General features: G+C 71.6%; 17 protein-coding genes. 1 reads left to right on the forward strand and 16 read right to left on the reverse strand.

Features of this window, described 5'->3' with window-relative positions:
• Positions 1 to 211: 211 nt before the first annotated feature.
• From dprA to proS, 16 genes are all read right to left on the reverse strand, one after another.
• A complete protein-coding gene (gene dprA, locus IE308_RS15275) occupies positions 212 to 1,375 on the reverse strand; it encodes a DNA-processing protein DprA (RefSeq protein WP_190218388.1) in 1,164 nt (387 codons plus the stop codon).
• Positions 1,372 to 2,997, reverse strand: coding sequence for a YifB family Mg chelatase-like AAA ATPase (locus IE308_RS15280; protein WP_190218389.1), 1,626 nt, complete (start codon positions 2,995 to 2,997; stop codon positions 1,372 to 1,374). Before IE308_RS15280 ends, dprA begins: the two co-directional genes overlap by 4 nt.
• Before the next feature lies 1 nt (position 2,998).
• A complete protein-coding gene (locus tag IE308_RS15285; RefSeq protein ID WP_190218390.1) occupies positions 2,999 to 3,415 on the reverse strand; it encodes a YraN family protein in 417 nt (138 codons plus the stop codon).
• Positions 3,416 to 3,524: 109 nt separating this feature from the next.
• Positions 3,525 to 3,833 carry a DUF2469 domain-containing protein gene (locus IE308_RS15290; protein WP_005311352.1) on the reverse strand — a complete coding sequence of 103 codons (309 nt, stop codon included), beginning with the start codon at positions 3,831 to 3,833 and terminating at the stop codon, positions 3,525 to 3,527.
• A 56-nt stretch (positions 3,834 to 3,889) separates the two neighbouring features.
• Complete coding sequence (locus tag IE308_RS15295; RefSeq protein WP_110631146.1) at positions 3,890 to 4,396, reverse strand: NUDIX hydrolase; 507 nt, start codon at positions 4,394 to 4,396, stop codon at positions 3,890 to 3,892.
• Entirely contained in the window at positions 4,386 to 5,162 is a 777-nt protein-coding gene (lepB, locus tag IE308_RS15300; protein ID WP_190218391.1) for a signal peptidase I, read from the reverse strand. The genes IE308_RS15295 and lepB (IE308_RS15300) overlap by 11 nt, the downstream gene beginning before the upstream one ends.
• Before the next feature lie 123 nt (positions 5,163 to 5,285).
• Entirely contained in the window at positions 5,286 to 6,263 is a 978-nt protein-coding gene (lepB, locus tag IE308_RS15305) for a signal peptidase I (protein WP_190218392.1), read from the reverse strand.
• A complete protein-coding gene (gene lepB / locus IE308_RS15310) occupies positions 6,151 to 7,242 on the reverse strand; it encodes a signal peptidase I (RefSeq protein WP_190218393.1) in 1,092 nt (363 codons plus the stop codon). The genes lepB (IE308_RS15305) and lepB (IE308_RS15310) overlap by 113 nt, the downstream gene beginning before the upstream one ends.
• Positions 7,235 to 7,930, reverse strand: a complete 696-nt coding sequence (gene lepB / locus IE308_RS15315) for a signal peptidase I (protein ID WP_190218394.1) — start codon at positions 7,928 to 7,930, stop codon at positions 7,235 to 7,237. The genes lepB (IE308_RS15310) and lepB (IE308_RS15315) overlap by 8 nt, the downstream gene beginning before the upstream one ends.
• 45 nt (positions 7,931 to 7,975) lie before the next feature.
• Complete coding sequence (gene rplS / locus IE308_RS15320; RefSeq protein WP_043504413.1) at positions 7,976 to 8,326, reverse strand: 50S ribosomal protein L19; 351 nt, start codon at positions 8,324 to 8,326, stop codon at positions 7,976 to 7,978.
• 134 nt (positions 8,327 to 8,460) lie between these two features.
• Positions 8,461 to 9,294, reverse strand: coding sequence for a tRNA (guanosine(37)-N1)-methyltransferase TrmD (gene trmD / locus IE308_RS15325; protein ID WP_190218395.1), 834 nt, complete (start codon positions 9,292 to 9,294; stop codon positions 8,461 to 8,463).
• Positions 9,291 to 9,836, reverse strand: coding sequence for a ribosome maturation factor RimM (rimM, locus tag IE308_RS15330; RefSeq protein WP_190218396.1), 546 nt, complete (start codon positions 9,834 to 9,836; stop codon positions 9,291 to 9,293). The genes trmD and rimM overlap by 4 nt, the downstream gene beginning before the upstream one ends.
• 84 nt (positions 9,837 to 9,920) lie before the next feature.
• Positions 9,921 to 10,160 carry an RNA-binding protein gene (locus IE308_RS15335; protein WP_003973401.1) on the reverse strand — a complete coding sequence of 80 codons (240 nt, stop codon included), beginning with the start codon at positions 10,158 to 10,160 and terminating at the stop codon, positions 9,921 to 9,923.
• A gap of 2 nt (positions 10,161 to 10,162) precedes the next feature.
• Entirely contained in the window at positions 10,163 to 10,582 is a 420-nt protein-coding gene (rpsP, locus tag IE308_RS15340) for a 30S ribosomal protein S16 (RefSeq protein WP_110631126.1), read from the reverse strand.
• Positions 10,583 to 10,895: 313 nt separating this feature from the next.
• Positions 10,896 to 11,492, reverse strand: a complete 597-nt coding sequence (locus tag IE308_RS15345; protein ID WP_110631123.1) for a hypothetical protein — start codon at positions 11,490 to 11,492, stop codon at positions 10,896 to 10,898.
• Positions 11,493 to 11,751: 259 nt separating this feature from the next.
• Positions 11,752 to 13,167 (reverse strand): proline--tRNA ligase, encoded by a 1,416-nt coding sequence (gene proS / locus IE308_RS15350; RefSeq protein ID WP_190218397.1) that lies wholly within the window; start codon positions 13,165 to 13,167, stop codon positions 11,752 to 11,754.
• 207 nt (positions 13,168 to 13,374) lie between these two features.
• On the opposite strand from proS, the gene IE308_RS15355 reads away from it, so the two are divergent.
• Positions 13,375 to 14,232 carry an SAM-dependent methyltransferase gene (locus IE308_RS15355; RefSeq protein WP_190218398.1) on the forward strand — a complete coding sequence of 286 codons (858 nt, stop codon included), beginning with the start codon at positions 13,375 to 13,377 and terminating at the stop codon, positions 14,230 to 14,232.
• Positions 14,233 to 14,237: the final 5 nt, after the last annotated feature.

The following is a 14,237-nucleotide window of genomic DNA, read 5'->3' on the forward strand; positions in this document are numbered from 1 at the left end:
GGTCTGTCGGCCGATGTGTGTCGGAATCCTCGTGAGCGTAGCGTGACTGGACTGTCGCGGTGCGCGAAGAGCGAGCCTCGATCCTTACGCAGATACGTTCCGCTGATTTTCCCGCCGGTCCGCGACGGTCGCTCTGCGTGACGTGATGGAGGGTCAACTGCCTGAATTCCCAAGGCGGTAGGCGTTCCCCCGGACGGCCGAACACGCTGCGTCAGCACGGGCTTGCGTCGCCCCGGACGGAGACGATCGCCTGGCGTGTCAACTTCCAGCCGTCGCCGAGCCGTTCGACGTAACCAAGTGCTCGTAGTTCGTACAGTCTCGCGAGCGCGTCCTCCGGCGTGGTCTGCGCGCCGCGCGCGATCTCCTGCGCCCCGGCCGCGCGCCGGCCGGGCAGGGCGGCCAGGACCCGCCGGGCACCGGGTTCCAGCAGGTCACGCGGGAGGACGGGGCCGCGTCTGGCCGGGGCCAGCTCGCCCATGTCGCCGACCAGTTCGACGACTTCCGCGGCGTCGGTGACGAGGACCGCCTCCCCGCGCAGCAATTCGTGCACCCCGGCCGAGCGTGCGCTGGTGGCGGGGCCCGGCACGCCCATGGTGTGCCGGCCGAGGCGCTGGGCGGCCCGGGCGGTGACGAGCGAGCCGCTGCGGTGGGCGGCCTCGACGACGACGGTTCCCGCGGTGAGCGCCGCGATCACCCGGTTGCGCTGCACGAACCGGCTGGGCGTCGGATGGTCGCCAGGCGGCAACTCCCCGATCACGAGGCCCTGTTCCGCGATCCTGTTGATCAGCTCGGTGTGGCCGCGGGGGTAGGGCCGGTCGACGCCGCAGGCCAGGACGGCGACGGTGGCGCCGCCCGCGCCGAGGGCGCCGCGATGGGCGGCGCCGTCGATGCCGTAGGCGCCGCCGGAGACCACGACCCAGCCGCGTTCGGCGAGGCCGGCGGCGAGGGTGGCGGCCATGTGGGCGCCGTACTCGGTGCAGGCGCGGGCGCCGACGACGGCGACGGATCTCAGCGCCCACATCCGCAGGCTGGGCCGCCCGCGCACCCACAGCCCGAGCGGCCGGGCGTCGCCCAGGTCGTCGAGCTGCCCCGGCCACTCGGGGTCGCCCGGCGCGACGAACCGCACACCGGCCCGGCGCGCGATGTCCAGGTCACGGCGGGGTTCGGCCCGCGTGGCCCGGGCCAGCAGGCCGTCCCACCGCTGCCCGCTGACGCCCGGCAGCGCGGTCCCCTGCCCCCGCAGTCGCCGGACCACTTCCCGTGCCCCCAGCTCCCGCACCCACCGCCCGCCGGTCTCGTCGCCGGGTTCGACGACCCGGGTGAGGAAGACCCTGGCCAGCAGTTCCTCGTCGTCCGGGTCCGAGGCGCGGCTCATGTCAGCGCTCCGATGGCCATGGGGACGCCGCGCGGCACGCCGGTGCGCAGTTGCAGGGCCAGGGCGACGTCCGTCGCGTCGGGCCGGTCGTGGCCGACGAGGTCGGCGACGGTCCAGGCCACCCGCAGCACCCGATCGAGGCCACGCGCCGTCAGCACGCCGCGTTCGAGGTTGCGCTCGGCCTCGTCCATCGCGCCGGGCTCGGCGTGCCAGCGGGTGCGCAGCTCACGGCCCGGCACCTCGCTGTTGGTCAGCCACGGGGTGCCCGCGAGCCGTGCCGCGGCGCGCTCCCGGGCGGCCCGTACCCGGGCGGCGACGATCGCCGTGGACTCGCCCCCGGGGCCGCGCCGGGCGAGTTCGGCGCGGCCCACCGGTTCCACCTCGACGCGCAGGTCGACGCGGTCGAGCAACGGGCCGGAGATCCTCGCCTGGTAGCGCCGGATCGCCGAGGGCGGGCAGTCGCACAGGGTGTCGCGCTGGGAGAAGCGTCCGCAGGGGCAGGGGTTGGCGGCGAGGACCATCAGGAACTTCGCCGGGAAGCGCACCACCCCCGCGCTGCGGGCGATCACCACGTGCCCGGATTCCAGGGGCTGGCGCAGGGCGTCGAGGGCCTGGCCGCTGAATTCTGGAGTTTCGTCCAAAAAGAGCACGCCTCGATGTGCGAGGGACACGGCGCCGGGCCGCGCGATGTTCGGGCCGCCGCCGACGAGGGCCTGCATGGTGGCCGAGTGGTGCGGGGCGCAGTACGGGGCCACGTCGATCAGCGGTTTGCCCGGTGGCAGCAGCCCGGCCACCGAGTGCACCGCCGTGACCTCCAGGGACTCGGCCCGGGTGAGCCGGGGCAGCACGGCGGGCAGCCGCTCGGCGAGCATGGTCTTGCCGGCCCCGGGCGGGCCTTCGAGGAAGAGATGGTGTCCGCCCGCGGCGGCCACCTCGACCGCCGTGCGCGCCGAGATCTGTCCGACGACGTCGGCCAGGTCGTGGCCCTGGTCCTGCTGGGCGGCGCCGAGGCTGTGCATGCCGGTGGCCGCGCCCGTGCCGGGCACCCGCAGCCCGGCCAGCAGCGGATCCGGGCGGCCCAGCTCGTCGGGTTCCTCCTCGGGCACGGGCTCGTCGGTCAGGACGGCGATCAGCTGGCGCAGGCTGCGCACGCCGAGCACCGACACCCCCGGCACCAGGGACGCCTCGGCGGCCGCGCACTCGGGCACGACCACCTGTTCGTACCCGGCGTCGGCCGCGGCCAGTACGGCCGGCAGGATGCCGCGCACCGGCCTGACCCGTCCGTCCAGGCCCAGCTCGCCGATCATCACGATGTCGGCGAGCACGCGCGGGTCGATCCGTTCCGCCGCGCCGAGCACCGCGCAGGCCACGGCCAGGTCGAAGCCGCTGCCCGCCTTGGGCACCGACGCCGGGCTGAGCCCGACGGTGAGTTTCTTCTGCGGCCATTCACCGCCGGAATTGACCACCGCGGCCCGCACCCGGTCCCGGCTCTCGGTCAGGCTCTTGTCCGGGAGGCCCACCAGGGTGAACGCCGCGACGCCCGGTTCGAGGTCGGCCTGGACTTCGACGACGACGCCCTCGACGCCGACGAGGGCCACGGAGCACGTGCGTGCGAAGCCCATCTCAGGCCACCCCCCGCACGTGCTCGACGACGGGCGCGCCGCGCCGGGGCAGGACCACGCCGACCAGGTCGATGCGGACGCCGCCCGGCGGGGCTCCTCCGTGGGTGTGGATCCAGTGCTCGGCGAGGGCCTGGAGCCGCCGGGCCTTCTCCGGGCCCACCGCTGCCATGGGGTGCTCGTAGGAGCCGCCCCTGCGGGTCTTCACCTCGCACACCACCAGGACGTCGCCGTCCCGGGCCACGATGTCGATCTCGCCGGACCGGCCGGCGCGCCAGTTGCGCGCCAGGACCGTCATTCCGGACGCGGCGAGCCGCCGGGCGGCCAGTGTCTCGCCGTATGTGCCGAGTGCGCTGCGTGCCTGATGGGTCTGCTGGGTCTGCTGGGTCTGCTGAGCGTGACGGATGTGTCGGGTGTTCATGTCGGCACCACCTCCGGTGCCAACCGTCACCGATCCCCCGCCATCGAGTGGATCTTGGTGCGTTACCCGGCGGTTGTGGAAAACTCCGTCACCCACACGGGTACACGACTCAGCTGCCCGGCAGCTCCAGATCGCTCTTGTTCAGCTCCTCGATGTTCACGTCCTTGAACGTGAGCACCCGCACCTGCTTCACGAAGCGCGCCGGCCGGTACATGTCCCAGACCCAGGCGTCCGCCATGGACACCTCGAAGAACACCTCGCCCTGGACCGAGTGCACCTGCATCTCGTAGTCGTTGGTCAGGTAGAAGCGCCGCTCGGTCTCGATCACGTATTTGAACAGACCGACGACATCGCGGTACTCCCGGTAGAGCTTCAGCTCCATCTCGGTCTCGTACTTCTCGAGGTCCTCGGCGCTCATGGCATGTTCCCCTTCAGCCGTGCGGTCCCCCCATTGTGCGCCAGTCCCCTGAGCCTCTAGACGATTTCCGTCTCCAGGGTCACGGGCCCGGCGGGGGCACCTTCGTCGAGCAGACTGCGCAACAGCTCGGCGAGTCTCGTCGGATACACCGTCTCATGCGTTCCGCTCAGTTCCGCACAGGTCCACCACCTCGCCCCGGCGACGCTGCGCCGCTCCAGCTCCGTCAGAGCCGTGGCCCGGGTCGCCGTCGTCGTCGTACGGGCCAGGAAGTACCACTCGTCCTGGTCCCAGCGGCGGCCCGCGAACGGGAACGAGCACTGCCGCCGCCACAGCACCGGGCCGAGGTCGACCTCGGTGATGCCCGTCTCCTCGGCGAGTTCCCGCAGGGCGGCCTCCTCACGGGTCTCGTCGCCCTCCACACCGCCGCCCGGCGTGAACCACCAGTCGTCGGCCGGATCGCCCGGCTCGTGGCCGTGCAGCAGCAGGATGCGGTCGTCCGGGTCGAGCAGCACCACCCGGGCCACCTTCCGCAGCGGCCGCTCCTCGCGCACCTCAGCGGACACCGGCGGGCTCCGCCGTGCGGGCCGCGGGGCGGGAGCGCCCGCCCAGCCGCTTGGCGACCGGCCCGTAGGCGCCGCCGCCGAGGACGAGGACCGCGCCGGCGATCACGGCGCCCATGATCATGCGCAGCGGCCCGGGCTCCGACAGCGGGCCGAGAGTCTCGAAGCCCGTCGGACGCTTCAGCATGCCGTCCCACGGCCACACCACGGCGTCCACCCGGGCCGACACCGCGCTGCGCGCCACCGTGCCGCTGGCGGCGTCGGTGAGGTGGGCGGTGGAGTCCAGGGAGCCGCGCCGCTCGTCACCGAGCAGGAACAGGCGGCCCTCGGGCACCTTCACGGTGGGGAAGTCGGTGATCTCGGCGAGGCTGCCCGCGGGCAGGTACGGCTCGTCGATCTCCTTGCCGTTGACGGTGAGCTTGCCGTCCGTGCAGCAGGCGACCGTGTCCCCGCCGACGGCGACGACCCGCTTGACCACCGGCGCGTTGCTCACCCAGGTCTTGTCCTGGAAGACGACGACGTCACCACGGCGCACATCGGCGCCGTCGACGCGCTGTGCCAGCACGCGGTCGCCCACACCGATCGTGGGGGTCATCGAGCCGGTCGGCACGGTGTAGGGCCGGTAGACCACCGCTCCCCAGACGAACCCGCCGAGGAACAGCACCAGCCCCAGGGCCACCGCAAGGCCGGACAGCCGGTGTCCGAGCCGGCCGCCCGCCGGGGCGCCGGCGCGTGTCTCCGCCGTACGTATCGTGCTCTCGCCGCTCATGGACCCGCACCCTACCCGGCGGTACGAGCCGGGCCCACCCACCGGCCGGACTCGGAAGGTCAAGAAGTGACCATCCCCAGCCCCCGGGAAGAAGCCCTGGGGAAGCGGCCGGGTCCGGGGGCGTCAGTCCTGCTCGGCCCGCCTGCGCCGCCACAGCGCCACCGGCACCACACCGGCCAGCGCCAGCGCGTCCGGGGCGGCCGTCAGGGAGCCGGCGGACGTCGCGGCGGACGACTGGTCGCCCAGGCCCGGCTGGTCGAAGGTGTCCGGGACGGGCAGCGTGCCCCAGCGGTTGATCGGCCAGGCCTTGACGATGGCGCGGCCGACGACCTTGTCGACGGGGACGAAGCCGTGGTTCTTGTCCTGCTGGTTGTAGCGCGAGTCCCGGGAGTTCTGGCGGTGGTCGCCCATGACCCAGATGTAGCCCTTGGGGACCTTCACCGTGAACTGGCCGCCGTCGTCGTCGCTGCACGGCGTGTTGCCCGGGTAGACGTACGGCTCGTTCAGCGCCTTGCCGTTGACCTTCAGCGGGCCGGTCCCCTTGCAGGAGACGGTGTCGCCGCCGACGCCGACGACCCGCTTGATGAGGTCCTTCTCCTCCGCGGACGGCATCAGGCCGATCCAGCTGAGCACCTTCTGCAGGGCGTTCGGCTTGAGTGTGGGCTCGCCGGCCAGCCAGTTGTCCGGGTCATGGAAGACGACGACCTCGCCGCGCTCGGGCTTGGAGCCGAACCAGGGGGTGAGCTTGTCGACGAGGACCCGGTCCCCCTTCTGGAGGCTGTTCTGCATCGACTCGGAGGGAATCGAGAACGCCTGCACCAGGAAGGTCTTGATCAGCAGCGCCAGGACCAGCGCGATACCGATCAGGATCGGCAGCTCCTTCCAGAAGGAGCGGGGCTTCTTCGGTGCGTCGGCCCCGTCCGCGCCCTTCGCGCCCCGGTCCCCGGTCTGGTCGCGCCGTGTAGTGCCGTCGTCGGCCGCGCCCGCGTCACTCCCGGAGGTCAAAGCGCTGTCCGCGGCCGACTCGGCCGACTCCACGGGGCGTCCGCGGTGCTCCTCGCCGTCGTGTCCCGACCGTGCGCCAACCGCCACATCCCCCACGCCAACTCCTTACTCTCTGCCGCCGCCTGCCCCGTACTCGGCGCAGGCCCACCACTCCCATAACGAGCGGGAGTTCCGCAGGGATCGGGAGAGGGACCGCTTCGTTCACATCGTCGGGGGCAACCCTATGCGACAGCGGGCTTGCCACGGTCGACCCGGAGGCCGAGTCGGTCACCGAAGCGTATGTTTTCGGCTCCTCCAGCCGGCTCCAGTGGCCGAGCGGCCAGGCGATCACCATGGCCCGTCCGACGACCTCGTCCTCCGAGACCGTACCGCCGTAGTCGGTGTTCTGGTGGGCGCGGGAGTCCGCCGAGTTGGCGCGGTGGTCGCCCATCACCCACAGCCGCCCCTTGGGCACGGTGATGTCGAACGGCGTGTCGGAGGGGCGGTTGCCCGGGAAGAGGTAGTCCTCGGTCAGGGGAACGCCGTTGACGGTGACCCGCCCTTGCGCGTCACAGCACTTGACGTGGTCGCCGCCGACGCCGACGACCCGCTTGATGAGGTCCTTCTCGTCGTCGGACGGCAGCAGGCCGATGAAGGTGAGGGCCTCCTTGGCCTGTTTGACGACGACGGGGTCGTCCTTCTTGGTGGTGGTCTGCTCGCCTTGCAGCCAGCCGCCGGGATCCTTGAACACCACCACGTCCCCGCGCTGCGGCTTGGAGCCGAACCACGGGGTGAACTTGTCGACCAGGACGCGGTCGCCGATCCGGATCGTCTGCTCCATGGAGCCGGACGGGATCACGAACGCCTGGACGAGGAAGGTCTTCAGCACGAGCGCTATCAGCACCGCGACACCGACGAGGAGCGGTATCTCCTTCACGGCGCTGCGCCGGCGCCGGCGCTTGACCTTCTTCTGCAGCTTGCGCCGCTCCGCGCGGGTGCGGCCGGCACCCGGGGCGGCGGTGCGCCGGGCGCCGGTGGGCAGGAGGTTGTCGGCGGCGTCGACGGGGACGCCGCGGGGTTTGCCGCGGTTACCCATGCGCACCGTCCGCGGCGGGCACGCGCGCGTACGCGTCGGGGCGGTGCAGCCGGCCCGCGTGACCGACCGGCCAGACGATCCAGTCGGCGCGGCCGACCACATCGGCGACCGGCACCATGCCGCCGCCGGGCGAGCCCAGGTGGTCGCGGGAGTCGCTGGAGGCGCTGCGGTGGTCGCCCAGCACGAAGAGCCGGCCGTCGGGCACGACGACGTCGAAGGGCACCGTGGACGGCTCGTCCCCGGGGTACAGGAACGCGGACTCGTCGACCGACCGGCCGTTCACCGTGATCCTCCCCTCCTTGTCGCAGCAGACCACATGGTCTCCCCCCACACCCACAACGCGCTTGATGTAGTCGGCGTCCCCGAAATACCCGGTGCCGTCGAACACAACCACGTCTCCGCGCTGCGGACCGGCACCGAAACGGTACGCCAACTTATTTACGAGAACGCGGTCCCCGATCCTCAATCCGGACTCCATGGATCCGGACGGGATCTCGAACGGGCGCGCCACCACCAGGTTGAGGAGCAGCGCGAAGAGCAGGCAGGTCAGCAGGGTGAGGGTGACCCGCCCGCCGGGCAGCCACGCGGCGAGGCGGGCCACCAACGCGAAACGCGACCGTCCCTCCGCCGCCCCGGTGCCGGGGAGGGAGGAGCGGTCGCGCTGCGTCGGCTGTGCTTCGGTGTCCATCGGGGCCAGATGCTATCCGGCCCCGCTGTGCACGCCCGCGCGAGATCAGTTCTCGCGCTTCTCCTTGATCTTCGCCGCCTTGCCGCGCAGCTCGCGCAGGTAGTACAGCTTGGCGCGGCGCACGTCACCGCGGGTGACGAGCTCGATCTTCTCCACGATCGGGGTGTGCACCGGGAAGGTGCGCTCGACGCCGACGGAGAAGGAGACCTTGCGGACCGTGAAGGTCTCGCGCACGCCGGAACCCTGGCGGCGGATCACGACGCCCTTGAACTGCTGCACACGAGAGCGGTTGCCCTCGATGACGCGGACGTGGACGTTGACCGTGTCACCCGGGCGGAAGGCCGGGATGTCGCTGCGGAGCGACGCGGAGTCGACGGAGTCGAGCAGGTGAGACATTTCGTCTGCTTTCTTCGCTGATGCCACAGGTCATCAACGGCATCTAGAGCTTTCGAGGAAGTGCCGTCCTCGTCGGAGCGGGCGTCGTCTCCCCCTGTGGCAGGGGCGCACACCGGACGGCGGACAGCAGCGGCCTATTCTTCCACGCCCTCGGCCCTGCGCCAAAATCGGCCGTAGGGCTCGCCCTCGGGATCGGACTCCCAGCCCAGGATGGAGAGCATCTCGCGGTCCTTCTTGTCGAAGGCCTTGGGCTCGCAGCGCTCGATGAGGTCGGGCCGGTTGCGGGTGGTGCGGCGCAGCGCCTCGTCGCGCCGCCAGCGGGCGATCTTCCCGTGGTGGCCGCTGAGCAGCACCTCCGGGATGTCCCGGCCGCGCCAGACAGGCGGCTTGGTGTAGACGGGGCCCTCCAGGAGGCTGGCCATCGCGCCGGGCGCGAAGGAGTCGTCCCGGTGGGACTCGGCGTTGCCGAGGACGCCGGGCAGCAGCCGTGCCACGGCCTCGGTGACGACGAGTACGGCCGCTTCGCCGCCGGCGAGGACGTAGTCGCCGATGGACACCTCGTGGACCGGCATCCGGGTGGCGTACTCGTCGATGACACGGCGGTCGATGCCCTCGTAGCGGGCGGGCGTGAAGATCAGCCAGGGCCGCTCGGAGAGCTGGACGGCGAGTTCCTGGGTGAAGGGCCGGCCACTGGGCGTCGGCACGATGAGCGCGGGCGTGCCGGCGCCGCTCTCGTAGCCGTCGGCGAGGACGGAGTCGAGGGCGTCGCCCCAGGGCTCGGTCTTCATCACCATGCCGGGGCCGCCGCCGTAGGGCGTGTCGTCGACGGTGTTGTGCCGGTCGTAGGTCCACTGCCGCAGGTCGTGGACGTGCACGTCGAGCTGCCCACGCGCGCGTGCCTTGCCGACGAGGGAGACGTTCAGCGGTTCCAGGTACTCGGGGAAGATCGTGACGACGTCGAGCCTCATGCCTGCTCGTCCCTCGCCGAGGCGATCTCCGCGCGGTCGTCGATCAGCCCGGGCGGCGGGTCGATGACGGCCTTCTGCTCCTCCAGGTCGATCTCGGTGACGATCTCCTCGACGAACGGGATCATCACCTCGGTGCCGTCGGGCCGTTCGACGATGAACAGGTCCTGCGTGGGCAGGTGCGAGATCTCGGTGATCCGGCCGACCTCCGTGCCGTCCGCGAGCACCACGTCGAGGTCGATGAGCTGGTGGTCGTAGTACTCGTCCTCACCCTCGGGCAGCTCGTCGGGGTCGACGTCGGCGATGAGGAGGGTGTTGCGCAGCGCCTCGGCGGCGGTGCGGTCGGCGACGCCCTCGAACCGCAGCAGCAGACGGCCGCTGTGGACGCGGCCGGTCTCGATGGTGAGGGGTCCGGCGGACGCCGGGTCGGTGGCCAGGACCGCGCCGGGGGCGAGCCTCACTTCGGGCTCGTCGGTACGTACCTCGACGGTGACCTCGCCCTTGATGCCGTGGGCACGGCCGATCCGTGCGACTACCAGCTGCACGACTTTCCTTCTCCTGTCATACGACTACGGGCCGGGGACGGCCCCAAGGCCCTCCCCGGCCCGGAGCCGGTGCTGTGCGAAGCGTCAGCGGACGTGGTCCACGTCGACGAGGTCGACGCGGACGCCGCGGCCGCCGATGGCGCCCACGACGGTGCGCAGAGCGCGTGCGGTGCGGCCGTTGCGACCGATCACCTTGCCGAGGTCGTCGGGGTGGACCCGGACCTCCAGCACACGTCCGCGACGCAGGTTGCGCGAGGCGACCTGCACATCGTCAGGGTTGTCGACGATGCCCTTCACGAGGTGCTCGAGAGCCTCCTCGAGCATGCTCAGGCCTCGGTCGACTCGGACTCGGCGGCAGCCTCGTCCTTCTTCTCAGCCTTCTTCTTCGGGGTGATCGCCTCACCCTTGGCCTCGTCGTCACCGCCGAGGGCCTCGAACGACGGACGCGCGGGCTTCTCGGCCGGCTGCAGCAGCGGCGCGGGGGCGGGCTCGCCCTTGAACTTCTGCCAGTCGCCGGTCTTCTTCAGGATGGCGAGCACCGGCTCGGTCGGCTGAGCGCCGACGGAGAGCCAGTACGCCACCCGCTCGGAGTCGACCTCCATGACCGACGGGTTGTACGTCGGCTGGTACTTGCCGATCTCCTCGATGGCCCGGCCGTCACGGCGGGTACGGGAGTCGGCGACGACGATGCGGTAGTGAGGCGAACGGATCTTGCCCAGACGCTTCAGCTTGATCTTGACTGCCACGGGAGTGGGTTCTCCTGGAATTGACGTGGTTGGGCACGGCGAGTTCGCCGCGTGGGGTTGCGGTACCCGAGTGCCCGATGGACGCGTCAGCCGGAGGAGAGAGGGGTCCTGTGCGGCTGTCGAGTACAGCTAGCCATTGTGCCACACCCCGCGGGGCCCTTCCGGCCGAGGGTTGGGTCGCAGGCATGACAAGGGAACGTGACCGAGGAACGCATGACGAGGTGCCGCGTGTGCCCGCGGACACACGCGGCACCGTCCGGCGGAGGGCCGCACCGGCAGCCACGAGATGCCGGTACCCGGTGCCCGTCCGCCGTTACGCCGCCCCGGCCACCTCGGGGATCCGGAACGGCTTGCCGCAGCCGCCGCACACGATCGGGGCCTGGGCCAGGACCGACGGCACGACGCGGACGTTGCGGCCGCAGTCGCAGACGGCCTTGACCCGGACGCCGCCGCCCGAGGAGCCGTGCCGGGCGGCCGGGCCGCGGAAGGCCCGGGTGGTCTCGGCGGAGGTGGCCGCCGAGTGGGCCTTGAGCGCCCGCTGGAGGCGCTCGATGGTCGGGCGGTAGCGCCGCTTGGCCTCGGGGCTGAGCGTGACCAGGGAGAAACCGCTGCTCGGGTGCGGCTCGTCCGGGTGGTCCAGGCCCAGCTCCTCGGCGATGGCGAGGAACCTGCGGTTGTGGTAGCGGCCCGCACGGGAGGTGTCGCGCACGCCGCGCGCGGCGGCGATGCCATGGACTGCCTCATGGAGCAGTCGCTCGAAGGAGAGCTCGTGACCGCACGCGGACGACGACTCCCCGATCAGGGACTCGGGTGCGGCAAGGTCCGGCAGCTCGGGGTGGTGCCGCTGAATGTCGGCCCACGCCTGCGCCAGCTCTGCGGCGAGTACAGGTGGTGTCTGTGTCGTGCTCACGTAATGACAACGAGCCTGGGGGCCTCAGTGTTCCGATTCCGGGGCATCCCAAATAATTTGCACGTACCCGTCAGTTGCCGCTGATGCGTCCTGACGAGGGCGGGTGCGCTGATCTGCGGAGAAGCCGCACAGGTCAGGCCAAGCCGGTACGTAGTCTGACGTACGTCCCGGCGCGTAGAGGAATCCACGCGCCGGGACACCGGCACACGCCGGATGCGCAAGAGGCGTTTCGGACGCGCTCGCGCGACAGGCCGCTGTCTCAGTAAGCGCGCGCGACGATCGCGACGTTACCCGGTGCGTCTCCGTCGTCCGGCACCGACCCGTCCTCGGCGACCAGACACCGTACGGTCACCGCGTGGTCGGCCAGCTTGTTCTCGCCCTCCTCGCCGAGGACGGACCACGGGATACGCGCCCAGCCGCCGGCCGTGGCGGCCTCGACGGCCTCCTCGATCGAGGTGACGTCGCTGGTGCGGGACTCGCGCCGCTCGCGGGACTGGGTGAGCAGCAGCGCCTGGTCCTCCTCCAGGATCCCGGGGAGCAGGCCCGCCAGCGCGTCCAGCGCCACCGGCTCCTTGCCGCCGGGGATGCGCCGGGCCAGCATCCCGGTGCCGTTCTCCAGGTCACGCGGGCCGATCTCGACGCGCACCGGGACGCCCTTGAGCTCCCAGTCGACGGCGCGGCGGCCGAAGGGGGTGTCGGTGCGGTCGTCGACGTGGACGCGGATCCCGGCGGCCTTCAGCCGGTCGCCGACCTCGCGGACCTTGGCCAGAACCGTCTCGTCGCCCTTGATGGCGAGGACGACGACCTGGATCTGCGCGAGCCGCGGCGGGACGCGCAGACCGTTGTCGTCGCCGTGCATCATCACCAGCGCGCCGATCATGCGGGTCGTCGAGCCCCAGGAGGTCTGCCAGACCAGCTCCTGCGTGCCGTCCTTGGACAGGTAGGAGGTGTTGAAGGCCTTGGCGAAGTTCTGGCCCAGCTCGTGGCTGGTGGCCATCTGCAGGGCCTTGCCGTCGCCCATCATGCCCTCCAGCGTGAGGGTGTTGATGGCGCCGGCGAACCGCTCCTTGACGGTCTTGCGGCCGGGTACGACGTCCATGGCGAGGACGTTCAGCATGAAGTCCTCGTAGACCTGGCGGTGGATGTGCGCGGCGAAGTCCCGCGCCTCCTCGTAGGTGGCGTGCGCGGTGTGGCCCTCCTGCCACAGGAACTCGCTGGTGCGCAGGAACAGCCGGGGCCGCAGCTCCCAGCGGACCACGTTGGCCCACTGGTTGATCAGCAGGGGCAGGTCGCGGTAGCTCTGCACCCACTTCGAGAAGTAGTCGTTGATGATCATCTCGGAGGTGGGGCGGACCACCGCCGGCTCCTCCAGCTCCTTGCCGCCGCCGTGCGTGACGACCGCCAGCTCGGGCGCGAAGCCCTCGACGTGGTCGGCCTCCCTGGTGAGATAGGACTGCGGGATCAGCAGCGGGAAGTACGCGTTCTGCGTGCCCGTCTCCTTGATCCGGGCGTCCATCTCGGCCTGCATCCGCTCCCACAGCCCGTACCCGTACGGTCGGATCACCATGGTGCCGCGCACCGGGCCGTTGTCGGCCAGCTCGGCCTTGTTGATCAGATCCTGGTACCAGCGCGGGAAGTCCTCGGCGCGCGGTGTGAGCACGGGTGTCTTGGCCATGGCGTGATGGTACGGGCCCACGTTGCCGGCATGTGAAATCTCGCCACTCGGGGGCCCGGCCGGCAAACCGGGGGCCCCTTCCACTGGACGCCCGCGCGGAGGCGGAGTTTCCTGGCATACGGGGGAAGTGCGAGCGCACTGCACGGGGGGCCATGGACACGCACATACGGGCACAGCGGCAACTCTCGGCGATTGGGGCGCGTACCTATGACACCTACGCTCGTGCGGCAGCCACTTCCACACGCGGGCATCGCGCCCCGCGTGGACTTGTGTGCACGCGCGCGTGACTGGTCCGAGATCCAGGAGAGAATGCTGGTTCCGCTCTACGAGGCCGTCTACGAGCGTCTCGAAGTGGGCTCCGGCACCCGGCTGCTGGGCCTGGGCTGCGGCTCGGGACTGGCCCTGCTGATGGCGGCCTCGCGCGGCGCGGAGGTCACCGGCGTCGAATGCCACTCTCCCGAGCGGCTCGCCCTCGCCCGCGAGCGGCTGCTGCCTGAGACGGCCGACGCCCGCGCGCGTACCGGCGCGCGGCTCGTCGAGGGCGCCCCGCGGGACGTCGCCGGCGCCCGCACGACGCCGTACGGCCTGGTGACCGCGTTCGAGCCCATCGGGTGTCTGGCCGGTGACTCGGAAGGGCTCGCGGAGCTGCTCGCGGAGGCGATACCGCTCGCCGGGCGCGGCGCCGCGGTGGTGCTGGCCGGCTGGGGCCCGCCGGAGCGGTGCGCCACCTCCTCGGTGCTGCGGGTGGCGACCCGGCTGGCCGATCCGCTGCGCTCCGCCGCCGGCTGGCGCCCGGCCCTGCGCGACGACCTGGAGGAGGTCGCCCACCGGGCCGGCCTGAAGCCGGACGGCTCCGGCCGGGTCTCCTGCCCGTTCGGCTACCCCGGCACCGGGGCCGCCGTACGCGGCCTGCTGTCGACCGGGCTGTTCGACGCGGCGATCGTCGCCACCGACCAGGCGCAGGTGGAGAAGGAGCTGACCGAGGCCCTGCACCCGCACCAGCGGCCGGACGGCACGGTGTGGATGCCGAACGTCTTCCGGTACCTCATCGCGCGCGTGCCGTAGTCTCC

The organism is Streptomyces griseosporeus (genome assembly GCF_014656055.1).
GTDB classification, from domain to species: domain Bacteria; phylum Actinomycetota; class Actinomycetes; order Streptomycetales; family Streptomycetaceae; genus Streptomyces; species Streptomyces griseosporeus.

Bases quoted from the DNA above. Each gene is read 5' to 3' on its own strand.
- dprA (WP_190218388.1), bottom strand. From the start codon at position 1,375: ATGAGCCGCGCCTCGGACCCGGACGACGAGGAACTGCTGGCCAGGGTC.
- IE308_RS15280 (WP_190218389.1), bottom strand. From the start codon at position 2,997: ATGGGCTTCGCACGCACGTGCTCCGTGGCCCTCGTCGGCGTCGAGGGC.
- IE308_RS15285 (WP_190218390.1), bottom strand. From the start codon at position 3,415: ATGAACACCCGACACATCCGTCACGCTCAGCAGACCCAGCAGACCCAG.
- IE308_RS15290 (WP_005311352.1), bottom strand. From the start codon at position 3,833: ATGAGCGCCGAGGACCTCGAGAAGTACGAGACCGAGATGGAGCTGAAG.
- lepB (WP_190218391.1), bottom strand. From the start codon at position 5,162: ATGAGCGGCGAGAGCACGATACGTACGGCGGAGACACGCGCCGGCGCC.
- lepB (WP_190218393.1), bottom strand. From the start codon at position 7,242: ATGGGTAACCGCGGCAAACCCCGCGGCGTCCCCGTCGACGCCGCCGAC.
- lepB (WP_190218394.1), bottom strand. From the start codon at position 7,930: ATGGACACCGAAGCACAGCCGACGCAGCGCGACCGCTCCTCCCTCCCC.
- rplS (WP_043504413.1), bottom strand. From the start codon at position 8,326: ATGTCTCACCTGCTCGACTCCGTCGACTCCGCGTCGCTCCGCAGCGAC.
- trmD (WP_190218395.1), bottom strand. From the start codon at position 9,294: ATGAGGCTCGACGTCGTCACGATCTTCCCCGAGTACCTGGAACCGCTG.
- IE308_RS15335 (WP_003973401.1), bottom strand. From the start codon at position 10,160: ATGCTCGAGGAGGCTCTCGAGCACCTCGTGAAGGGCATCGTCGACAAC.
- proS (WP_190218397.1), bottom strand. From the start codon at position 13,167: ATGGCCAAGACACCCGTGCTCACACCGCGCGCCGAGGACTTCCCGCGC.
- IE308_RS15355 (WP_190218398.1), top strand. From the start codon at position 13,375: ATGACACCTACGCTCGTGCGGCAGCCACTTCCACACGCGGGCATCGCG.